The sequence below is a fragment of the Bradyrhizobium retamae genome, assembly GCF_001440415.1.
GTDB classification, from domain to species: domain Bacteria; phylum Pseudomonadota; class Alphaproteobacteria; order Rhizobiales; family Xanthobacteraceae; genus Bradyrhizobium; species Bradyrhizobium retamae.
On record NZ_LLYA01000230.1, the window covers coordinates 1 to 11179 of the forward strand.

The window sequence follows — 11179 nt, forward strand, 5'->3', positions numbered from 1 at the left end:
TGTCCGCGCGGTTGACCAGTCTGGTTAGAAGCGCGAATTTTGCGCCGGAAAGTAGTTTAGGCTTTCGTTCAACCAGTAGCAAGGTCTTCGCACAGGTCTTCGCACATGCCGCTCGACCTCAGTTAGATCGCCACGGCTCAAGACTGCCTCCTCGAATCTGCAGCCTGTAAGAGGAGATCCACGCTGCAACAAAGCTCCACGACGCCTAAACTGTAGAAACCCTCAGCTCATCACAGCTTTTCGGCCGCTGACACGACATGACGCATGAAATCTGCGGAAATTGCCCCAAACAGCACCATATAGGCGCGCGCGCACCTCTAATATCCCGGCTTCGAAAAGCAGCTAACCACAGGACTACTGGGGCGCTTCGATGCACTCCGATCGGCGTTCGGAAAACACAAGCCGCTGGAATGCGAATGATCGCCTCACCCGTCAGTTGAATTGGCCTCAGAGGTTTGAGATGACGAAATCAAATTCGCTAGTCGCAATGGATCTAGCAACTTCGCTACACCCATCCACGGATGCTCGAGCCTTGGAAAAGACGGGTCCGCTTATCATGGACCGCGGCGAAGGGATTTATGTGTACGATACTGACGGCAAGCAGTACATCGAGGGCCTGGCAGGATTGTGGTCGGTGGCCGTCGGTTTTAGCGAAAAGCGACTAGCTGAAGCGGCAATGAAACAAATGGAGAAGTTGCCATTCTACCATATCTTCTTCAGCAAATCACACGAACCGTCGATCCGCTTATCCGACAAGCTGATTGAGATGGCGGATGACCCGCGGCTATCAAGGGTATTTTACACGAATTCCGGGTCAGAAGCGAACGACACGGTAATCAAGCTTGTCTGGTACATGAACAATGCCTTGGGGCGACCAAAGAAGAAGAAGTTTTTGGCTCGTCAGAGGGCTTATCACGGCATAACCATTGGTGCCGGCAGCCTTACTGCTCTACCGGCCAACCATAAGGATTTCGACCTGCCCGTCATTCCAGTGATTCATCTGACCTGTCCATACTACTATCGCCTCGCAAAAGACGGCGAAACTGAAGCCGAGTTCACTCATCGCCTGCTCGTGGAAGTTGAAGATACAATCCTGCGGGAAGGGCCGGAAACGATTGCGGCTTTCATTGGCGAGCCTGTGATGGGCGGCGGCGGCGTGTTTCCGCCTCCGCAGGGCTATTGGCGCGGAATCGAAGCTCTGTGTCGCAAGTACGACATCCTGTTGGTTGCGGATGAAGTGATCACCGGTTTCGGCCGACTAGGCACGGCGTTTGCTTTTAAGAAATACGGCTTCTCTCCGGACATCGTAACTGTCTCAAAGCAGATCACATCGAGCTATATGCCTCTTGGTGCGGTGTTGTTTGGCGAAGCGTTGTACAATGTCGTCGCCGATAATAGTCACAAGATTGGTACGTTCGGCCATGGATTCACTGCGTCAGCCCACCCCGTCGTTACGGCCGTTGCGTTGGAGAATTTGAAAATTATCGAAGAGTGCGATCTAATCGGTAATGCTGCGAGACTGGAAGCGCCATTTCAGAATGGACTCAGGCAGCTCGCCGAATTGCCATTCGTGGGAGACGTGCGCGGGTTGGGTCTACTTGCTGCGCTGGAGCTTGTTGCTGATAAGAGGTCGAAGTGTCCGTTCTCGGAAGCGGGGCGCGTAGGTGCCCTGGCAATGCAAATCGCCCATGAACAAGGCCTCATCCTGCGCGCCATTGGCGATACACTCGCCCTCTGTCCGCCTTTGATTGTGACAGAAGATCAGGTACGCGAGATCATCGAACGAATGCGGCGCATCCTGACGCTCACTATAGAACGCATTCCGGGTTTGGGCGTTGCTTGAAGCTCGATGGAAGTCGGGAGCCGATGATCTCTCTGACCTGACGCGGTGTGGCGCTTTCTGGCATTATTACGCACTGTGATGACCAGCAAAGACAATTCGATAGATGCTGCTAGATCCGCTTTTTCAATTTTAGAATGACAGACGGAATTGTCGGAACGACGCTTGTGAGCGCGACGGAGCCTGGCTGGCAGCGTCGATAGCGAAGGAACCGATATTTTACCGACTCCTTCGTCAAACTTTCAGCGAGGCTGAAATCCGACTACGCTCATATTTCAAATGCGAACTCGAGGTTGTGATTACTCGTCGCTTCAGCGGCCCAAGCCCACAACGATTCCGCGTGCGTTGCATAAGCAGAGGTCTCGTCCCCACCAACGATCATGCCATACCATTGATTTTGTTTCGTGACGGATCCCGCGAACGAAAAGCCTTGCCGAAGTGCTGCGCCTGAATCTCCGGAACGGCTTATCGGTTGCGAGATGTACATTGGCTGCCTGTGTCCAAGCATTAAGGCATCGGCGAGTGACGAAATCCTTCCATCGTTTGATGCATCAATCGACTTTCTTATTGTGACAGCTGAAATCCGCGCCAAAGTATCGGTGGGTCGCCCTGCGCCCCTAAATGCGACGGGCTCCTCCTGCAGGACCGACGAAATCGGTTTGATTGCTGCAGGTCGCACGGCCTTGCCGCGCACTTGACTGAGCGTCGCCGGTGCCTTCACTTTGACCAACGCCGCATCAAGGCGCGTCTTTATGATTTCCCGTGCTCCGCCGGGCTCGTACATTGAGTGATGAATAGTTTTGCCAAGGTAGGCGAAATGCGACCCAAGTGGCAGCTTCCAAATCTGAAGAGCTCGCTCCACCGTAACTTCCGAGCTGGGACCGACGACGTGTCCACATGTCAGGGCAAAAGTAGGCCCAGGATTATCGTAGAACACCCCACAGAGTGTGCCCTGCGCGTTTTGCGTTCGCGAGGTCTCTTGAATTATCGCGCCAGACTTGATGGTACCGATTGCTGGTCCGGACCTGCGATAGATAATGGGAGTTTCGTGATATGAGCTGCGTTTTAGGTATTTTTCCGACCAGTGGTGGGGATCAATATCAACGACAATTTCAAGGTGCGGCGCTCGTAGCTCCACATAAAGGTGCGTCGGCGGGCGTTCCCCTACTCGAAAACAGTCCCTCGTGAGTCCATCCGCGACGGTCGCGACTCCAATCTTTTCTTTTAGCTCCTCAGAGATCATATCCCGAGCGTGTGGATCCCAGTGCAGGTCCCTAACGATTGTCTGACCGCGCCAACCTAGGCGCTTCTCGATATACTCAGGGGCGAACCTTAGATGTTGTCCAGTGGTCGCCTCTGGCTCGACATATTCGAAAAGATCTCGCTCGAAGAAATCTCTCAGACGTCCAGCAAAGGCAACATATCTGAGGTAGTCAACTATCATGGCGTCTCGGAAGAGAATCGAGGTTAAGCAAGCCCCCCGGGAACCGTCAGGCGAGGAGACGAGTGAAAGACCTGGAACACGGTCTCAACGAAAATCTTGGAGCATAGCACAGGTTGAGTGAAACAGTGACGATTGGCTCGGAGCGGTATACTGCCTGCCAACGAGAATACAACGACTGGGCGCAAGGCTCCTTCGACTTGTCTGTTAACGCCGTGTTGGCCTCGATGGGGTCAAGCCGGCTTGATGTGGTATCGAAATGCGTCGATTGCACAGCCCCGCAAACCGTTCGATACGCGTCGAGACACCGCCGTTACTCATTGGATGTGGCGCCTCTCTCATGCAGCAAAGAGGGCAGCAGGGCGAGTCCGATAGATCTCTGCGAAAACGGTCACGACCCGTTCGATCGAAGAGGCATCGACATGACGGTGCGTAACAAATCGCAATACGTTTTTTGAGACCGGCGCTGTCAGCACCCCATAATCAGATAGCACCTTGGTCCACTGTTCGGCGTCAGCGGCAGTCCTTCCGAGGTCGACCATGACCATGTTGGTCACTACGTCGGTGAGACTGACCAAGTGCGGATTAATTCGATGTAGGCCATCTGCCAATCTCCGAGCGTTAAGGTGATCATCAGCCAGGCGTTCGATCGATTGCTCAAGTGCGACCAGACCGCAGGCTGCCAGTAAACCGGCCTGGCGCAGGTTGCCGCCCAGCATCTTACGGAAACCGCGGGCGCGCTCAATGAATGGAGGCGGTCCAGCCAATACCGATCCAACCGGCGCGCTCAGTCCTTTGGACAGGCAGAACGTGACCGAATCCGCGAAAGCGGCAATGGCGGAAGCGTCGACGCCAAGCGCAATGGCGGCATTGAAGATGCGCGCGCCATCGAGGTGCACTGGAGCGCCGAGCTGCGAACTTTTTGCCCAGACATCACGCATATGGTCAAGCGGAAGAACGGATCCTCCCAAACCGTGCGTCGTTTCCATACATACGACCGCCGTCCCAAGGGCATGGTCGGTCACGCCTGGTGGCCGTAGGCAAGCATCGAGCGCGCCGAGATCCATTGCTCCGGCACGTCCCGGCAGCGGTCTCGGATAAAGTCCGGCGAGCAAGGACAGCCCGCCCATTTCGGAACGAAAAATGTGCGAGGACGCCTCGCCGATCACCTCGCCCTTCAAAAAGGCATGCGACAGGATAGCTACATGATTGCTCATCGTGCCGGTCGGCAGAAATAATGCGGCTTCTTTGCCGAGCCGGGTTGCCGCGACGCGTTCAAGCTCCTTCACAGTGGGGTCGTCGCCACGACCGTCATCGCCAAGCTCGGCAGTAACCATGCGGTTAAGCATGGCAGGCGTCGGCCTGGTCACTGTGTCACTGCGCAAGTCGATTACCGGCACAGGGGTCATCAGTCGTTGCATTGGAATTCCGGCGGCTCAGGCTTTGTAATCAGGCCGCGTCCTTTGCTAATTGCCATTGTTCTCGCTTCACTCGACGAATGAGAGGGCTGTAGTCCGCGACGAGACAGGTTCGGCCGTTTTCTCTTTCAGACATCATGCGAATATTACGTACAGGAGCTAGGAGCAGGTTTTCTCGAATATGGGCGCTTGCTCTGCGGAGTTCCTGCGTCTGAGATCAAAATTGACGCTTTTGACCGTATCATGCCTTCTTACGACCTGGGCACGCGGTGGCGAATCGCGACTCAGCCGTAAAGCGCACGTGCTTTCTTGCGCCCCCCGCTCCCCTCTTCAACAGAGAGAGGTTGTCCGCTTGGCACGAAAATTCTCCTCTTAAATCTAGCAATATCGCCGTCAGCGTCTCTTTTCCACGGGCGCAGAATTCATGTTGCGCGCTCAATCCTTCTTAGTTCGTCACGATCTGCCGCTCTGTGTCGATGCCCGGCGTTGGGAGCGGCCTTGGTTTAGTTTCCGCTCCCAACCAATTCGATAGTCATTTTAGATTCCGACGCCAACTCGATTTGAAATGATATGAATATCGATCCTCAATCGATTGCGCTTCTACCCACATCCAGCGAGAGGGAAGCGCTTCATGGTTCGTCGTCCGGCCTGGTAACTGAGACGGCTATTCGAGGGGCAGAACATTCGCTGAGTTGACGAGTTTTAGATGTTGGAAGGCCCTCAGCCCCTCCACACCTCCTTCGTAACCATAACCGCTCTGCTTGATGCCACCAACTGGCGCATCCGCCGACACCCCCTTCAGGTAGTTCACGCTGATAGCACCCGCCGAAAGACTCCGGACCATCCTTTGCTGAATGTCGGGGGAATCGGTGAAAACGTAGGATGCCAGGCCGTATTCGGTGTCGTTGGCCCCCTCGATTGCCTCTTCAATCGTGTCGAAGGGTGCAACAGTCAGGATCGGTCCGAAAGGTTCTTCGTGAAGAACCTGTGATTCGGGGTGAACGTTACTCAGAATTGTAGGCGTCCAATAGAACCCCGGTCGATCGAGGCGTGTACCACCTGTTTCGACCCTTGCTCCGCGAGCGACCGCATCCTTGGTTAGGCGTTCCATGGCTTCAATTCGCCGCGCATTTGCCATCGGTCCCATGTCTGTCTCAGGGTCGTCGGGCAGACCGATCCTGATCCTTTTCGCCGTCTGAACAAGTCTTGCCAGGAAATCTCGATAAATCGACCGCGCCACTAGAATGCGGCTCGGAGCATTGCAGCTCTGACCCGCAAACTTGAACTTGTACTCGGAGATTGCAGAAACGGCCTTCGACACGTCCGTATCTTCAAAGACAACGACGGGAGAGTGGCCGCCGAGCTCCAGAACGCACCGCTGCAGATTATTTGCTGCAATCGTCGCAAGCTGCTTGCCGATCTGTGTTGAGCCGGTGAAAGAGAGAACTCGGACAACAGGCGAACCGAGCAGATGTTCGGAGATCATTGAAGGATTTCCGAAAACGAGGCCCACAACGCCAGACGGAATCCCCGCCTGCTCAAGGGCCTCGACTATATAGACGCCCGCGCTTGGGGTCTCCTCAGCCGCTTTGAGGATTACAGGGCAACCAGCTGCGATAGCGGCGGCAACCTTCCGGACGCTGAGCACCGCTGGGTAGTTCCAGGGTGTGAACGCAGCAACGACACCAATCGCTTCCGGTACGATCATCCTTTTCTGATCTATCGGAAATGGAGCCGACAACTTCTTTGCTTGAAGACCATTCCACTCGAGGCTTTCGATTGCGCGCGTGTACTCGCCCTTCGCGTCGGACAAGGTCTTGCCTTGCTCTTTGGAAAGAGCAGCTGCCGCAATTTCGACCTTTCCTCTCAGAATTTGGGCGGCGCGAACGAGAAGCGCCCCTCGTTCACGAGCCGGCGTATTGGACCAGCGCTGCAGGCTCGCTTGTGCAGATGTTAAAGCATCGTCGAGATCCGACGCGGAGGCAACGGCAACCCGGCCGAATTGCTGCGCGGTAGCGGGATTGATGAGGGCCAGATCAGCGCCGTTACCGCCCGACCGCCACGATCCGTTGATAAAGAGTTTGTAATTTGTGCTGTCGGACATATGTCAATCGCCTTTCTACTGTTTGTCCTAGCCCATGTTTAAGGTCCGGCTTGGACAAGAAACGGAGCCACTGTCCGGGTCACGGTACTCGAGCCGGAATGCCTCCGCCCGCCGTTCTTCACATCTTCTGACCCTCGCGGACGAACTCGTCCCATCATGGTAGGGCAGCACATTCTGCGATCGAAACGCTCTCATCGATTTCAGCCTTGGTGGTCGCCAGCGGCGGAGCGAAACCAAGCAGTCACTATGCGGCATCGAGCGAGCAATCAGAGCTCGATCGTTGGCCACCTCCTTGGAGACGCGAGCACCAACTTCGAGTGATGGATCGAATCGCTTCTTCCTGTCACGATCACCGACCAGCTCGATCGCGCCAACGGGCCGTCCCCCACGCACCTCACCAACACATCATAGCTTCGGCTGCCGTATATCTTGGAAGACCATTTGAAAGTCCCAAGCGCCCCTTGTTGAAACGCCTATGCTTATGATACTGATCTCGCGAATATATTTGCGTCGTATCCACTGTAGTTCGGATGGATTTCCTGCAACGCGCAGACATTGGGCGCCGCGATTCACTGCAAGCCTGGAGCCGATCACTCACTATGATCGAAAAGAAGCCCCATCCTCGAATCGCGCAAAGGAACAACCGTCTATTTCGAGGTGATCGGCGATATGGCCGGGCAAATCGAATATCGTGTGGCGTAGGACAATGCGCGGCCTTTTCGCAACCTAATGCAGGAGGTGCAGCTCTCGCGCCAACGCAATAGCGCTTACGGCTGGTTGATTGCGCGCGACATCGCTGAACCCGAGTTGTGGACCGAGCGTTATCACTATCCGACACAGCTCGATTAATTATGCCAGCGCGACCGACGCAGAAGTCGACGGCGCTTCATGCCGAACACCACCGCGACCTTCGGTCCGCGACGCCGCAATATTTTTCCCGACACTATTACGACCGCGCGATTTGGCAGACACTGACCAAGCGATCCGTTGAAACAGGTCGCCGAGCCAAATCGGTACTTTTTTGCCCGCATGGGCTAGCTGTGGAGCCTCAAGAGGTTGTTCCCGGCTAAACCGAGTCGGCTGATGGGTGTGTTGGCCTTCAGACTACCATGCGGCCGATGCCAATTGTAGCGATGGAGCCAGTTGGGCAGTTCGGCCGATCGCTGGTCTGAGTTCTGGTAGGCTTGCGCATAAGCCCATTCGCGAAGCGCGGTTTGGATGAAGCGCTCGGCCTTGCCGTTGGTCTTGGGCGTATATGGCCTAGTGAAGATTTGGCGAAGGCCGAGGCGTTTGCAAGCTGCTCGGAAGCTCTTTGAGCGGTAGCACGAGCCATTGTCGGTCATCACACGCTCGACACAGACTCCGAGCCTGGCAAAGTAAGCGACGGCGGCCTCAAGGAAAGCCACAGCACTTTCCTTGCACTGATCGGCCATGACCTGCACGAAGGCGACGCGCGAAGCATCATCGATGCAGACATGGACGAACTCCCAGCCGATGCCATGGTGGCGATTGATCGCGCCAGGATACCGCCCGGTGATACGATGTCCCACCGAGCCGATCCGGCCGAGTTTCTTGATATCGAGATGGATAAGCTCGCCAGGGTGCTCGCGCTCATAACGGCGGATCGGCTCGGCGGGCTCCAGCGCGGCGAGCCTATTCAGCCCGAGCCGACGCAGGATGCGGCTGACGGTCCGGAGAGATCCCAACCTCGGCCGCGATCTGCTTGCCCGTGTGGCGATGCCGACGCAAAGCCTCGACTGCGGCGCATGTGGCAGGCTGGGTTTGGCTCGGCGATGAAAGGGGCCTTGAGGAGCGATCACGCAACCCACCCACGCCTTCCGCGCGGAAGCGCTTGACCCACTTGGCCGCCGTCTTCGCCGAGACGTTAAACCTCAGCGCGGCTGCGGCCTTGGTCAGGCCACCTTCGATGACGCTGCGCACCATCGCCTCTCGACCTTTCGGCGTCAGAGGCGCATTCTTATGGGTGTCCATTCGGTTCTCCCCTCGGAATCTGAAGCTTCAGCAACCTCAGCTTCCTCGGTCAGGGCCGAATGGACAACCTCCTGAAAGCTCACAGCTAGCTACGATACCGACCGCGCCGGTACTCTGCTTCTCTCACCACACCCGGATCGTATCGCGGATCTACGCGCCGATTATCGCAAAATGGCGCCGATGATGTTCGATAATCAACCCCGACCTTCGACGACGTTTTGAAGCGGATCGCCGGCCTGAGAAAACCATCAACGGCGCATGAGCAGACTACCACCGCCGCAAGCGGCGCTTCCATTTCGAGTGGTTCCCACCGGTCCATACTCCTCAGAGGTTATAAATATCTTGATGAACCTCACTCCGAAAGCGTTTTCCTGAGTGTTCTGAGAAGCGCTTCAGCATCCTCGATCTTCTTGAGGATGTCCGGATCGCCCTTGAGCTCTATCAGTTGTCCAAGGCACGCGTTTCATACCTTCGACGGCATCAAACTCACCTGACAGCTCACGGGAGCCGACACGCGTAGCGGGCAGCTTCAAGATCGCCCTCTCATTCAGGAAATTCTCGCGCGCGAGCGGGTCAGGCAGATTGCCCGCAGTTTGCGCAGATCCTTCGAATTCGTGATGCGCTTCTGCGCAACCTTCTCCAACACGGCGTCGATGACCGCTTGGGTGAGTATCCGCGCGGCCGGGCACGACTTCGAGTCTTAGAAACGGACGGTTGGGTCGACAGATCGATGCTGGACAGCCTCATCATGCGGCTGGCCAAACCTGCAACATTCCCGGCGCTGCTGATCCGACTGGTGGCTGAGGTGTTAATCGGCCTCTTGACGCGCTACGCGACTTTTTTCGGCTCGGGCCGCAGCTTGCTGGGACTCACAAATCCGTACCCGTCCGGCTCCGACCCAAGTCGATTTCGCGATGCTGGTCCGGCACTCGCAACTATCGAAACTAGAGCAAGATCGGTGGTTAAAGAGAGCCGCCAGATCCCGACCTCCAGGATAGCGTGCATGGATAGTTTCGGAGCGGTTCGAAAGCTGGCCCGAGAAAAGCATGCCGCATTGAAGGCTCGTGCAGCAGGCGCAAGCGGTGCATCTGCACTGTTTGCACAGGCGCGCGGAGCCACGAATGCAAAAGGTTCAGGCGGTACCTCCTGAACATCCGCTTTTGGCTGGTGGCGATTGTGCGCTCCGCCGCTCGGGAGCCACGCCGTGTATGTCTCGAACGCGTTAGCTCCAGATATGGCCGCTTACGTAGAGGTGCACAAGTCCGGCTATTTCTGGATCGAAACGCCGATCGATCCAGCGGTGGTGGCACACGGCCCTGATCCTGGCACCCCGGAAGCGAACTCACCAACCGGCATCCGCCGGGTCGAAGCTACAGCCCGCTGGAACTTCGCGAGCGGTACGCCAATGTATTTGCGCGAGAGTTTCTCCTGCCGTCCCTGAGGCTCGACGTCTGTTCATGCTAGGCAAGTCGGCCACGCAGATTGCAGCGGAGTCGGTGTGCCAATCGGCCTGGTCAACCAGCAGCTCGTGGGTGCCCTGTTGCTTCCGGAGCCGCCCGAAAAGACCAAGGATACAACCAATGCGCCCAATCTCGATCCGTCGCAAAGGGAGGGCCGAGCACGAGGGTACGCCGTTGCTCGTTGAAGCCGGGCCCTGGACGGGAAAAACCCGCACGTTGATCCCGCGAATCGAGCACCTGTTGGGAAAGGGAGTTCCTCCCCCAGGCATGCTCGTTCTCACTTTCTCCAACAAGTCGGCTCGCGAGATCAAGGAACGCATCGCCGCGAGTTCGGCAGAAGCTGCCGCGAATATATGGGTCGGCACTTTCCACGCGTTCGGGCTGGAGTTCGTCAGAAAATTCGGTCACCTCGAAGACATCCGGGAGCCCGTTAAGCTCCTCGATCAGGCCGATCAGCTTCGCTTCCTTGAAGCGGAGCTCACAAAAATCAAGCTCGATCACTTCCTCTGGCTGTCCGAGCCAGCCTTCGCGCTGCATCACATCCTCGGGGCGATCGCGCGGGCCAAGGATGAAGTCTTCTCGCCAGAAAAATTGCAGGGGCGGCAGCGTGTATGCGCCAGGCGGCGGGTCATGATGACAAGCGCGCCCTGCGCGCGCAGAAAGCGGCCGAAGTCGCCGGCGTATACCGGTACTATGAGGGCCGCCTCCATGCGGAGGGCGTCCTCGACTTCGCCGACCTTATCAACCGGCCGATCGAAATCCTTCGGGGTGATCCGGCGATCCGCGACGAAATTCGCGGTCAATACGCGTATATCCTGGCGGACGAATACCAGGGCGTGAACAGCGCCAGCGCGTTGCTTCTGAAAGAGCTAGGAGCCTGTCCCAGTAATGGACTTGGGATCAAGCGAAGCGAGTTCTGAAGGG

General features: G+C 56.7%; 7 protein-coding genes and 4 pseudogenes. 6 read left to right on the plus strand and 5 right to left on the minus strand.

The genetic code is table 11. The features are described 5' to 3' along the window. Positions 1-460: 460 nt before the first annotated feature. Entirely contained in the window at positions 461-1843 is a 1383-nt protein-coding gene (locus CQ13_RS39845; RefSeq protein WP_057848222.1) for an aminotransferase, read from the plus strand. A gap of 265 nt (positions 1844-2108) precedes the next feature. Here the strand turns inward: CQ13_RS39845 and CQ13_RS39850 are convergent, their stop codons facing one another. The 4 genes and pseudogenes from CQ13_RS39850 to CQ13_RS46295 form a co-directional block, all read right to left on the minus strand. Then, positions 2109-3284, minus strand: a complete 1176-nt coding sequence (locus CQ13_RS39850) for a hypothetical protein (RefSeq protein ID WP_057848223.1) — start codon at positions 3282-3284, stop codon at positions 2109-2111. 335 nt (positions 3285-3619) lie between these two features. Continuing rightward, complete coding sequence (locus tag CQ13_RS39855; RefSeq protein WP_082637916.1) at positions 3620-4702, minus strand: GntG family PLP-dependent aldolase; 1083 nt, start codon at positions 4700-4702, stop codon at positions 3620-3622. Positions 4703-5363: 661 nt separating this feature from the next. Further along, the gene (locus CQ13_RS39860) at positions 5364-6803 is read right to left on the minus strand and encodes an aldehyde dehydrogenase family protein (protein ID WP_057848224.1); all 1440 of its coding nucleotides are present in this window, start codon (positions 6801-6803) and stop codon (positions 5364-5366) included. A 154-nt stretch (positions 6804-6957) separates the two neighbouring features. Further along, positions 6958-7205, minus strand: a pseudogene (locus tag CQ13_RS46295) (aspartate aminotransferase family protein); the annotation flags it as partial. A gap of 276 nt (positions 7206-7481) precedes the next feature. On the opposite strand from CQ13_RS46295, the pseudogene CQ13_RS42325 reads away from it, so the two are divergent. Continuing rightward, positions 7482-7649, plus strand: a pseudogene (locus CQ13_RS42325) (MFS transporter); the annotation flags it as partial. A gap of 188 nt (positions 7650-7837) precedes the next feature. Here the strand turns inward: CQ13_RS42325 and CQ13_RS39865 are convergent. Further along, positions 7838-8795 (minus strand): annotated as a pseudogene (locus tag CQ13_RS39865) (IS481 family transposase). A gap of 730 nt (positions 8796-9525) precedes the next feature. Here CQ13_RS39865 and CQ13_RS44120 point away from each other — a divergent pair. From CQ13_RS44120 to CQ13_RS39875, 4 genes and pseudogenes are all read left to right on the plus strand, one after another. Beyond that, positions 9526-9945, plus strand: coding sequence for a hypothetical protein (locus tag CQ13_RS44120; protein WP_156434199.1), 420 nt, complete (start codon positions 9526-9528; stop codon positions 9943-9945). 54 nt (positions 9946-9999) lie between these two features. Further along, positions 10000-10236, plus strand: a complete 237-nt coding sequence (locus CQ13_RS44125) for a hypothetical protein (protein WP_197427599.1) — start codon at positions 10000-10002, stop codon at positions 10234-10236. A 139-nt stretch (positions 10237-10375) separates the two neighbouring features. Next, positions 10376-10801: pseudogene (locus CQ13_RS47535) on the plus strand (UvrD-helicase domain-containing protein); the annotation flags it as partial. 65 nt (positions 10802-10866) lie between these two features. Continuing rightward, on the plus strand, positions 10867-11175 hold the full coding sequence (locus CQ13_RS39875) for a UvrD-helicase domain-containing protein (RefSeq protein ID WP_057848226.1): 309 nt from the start codon (positions 10867-10869) through the stop codon (positions 11173-11175). Positions 11176-11179 lie beyond the last annotated feature (4 nt).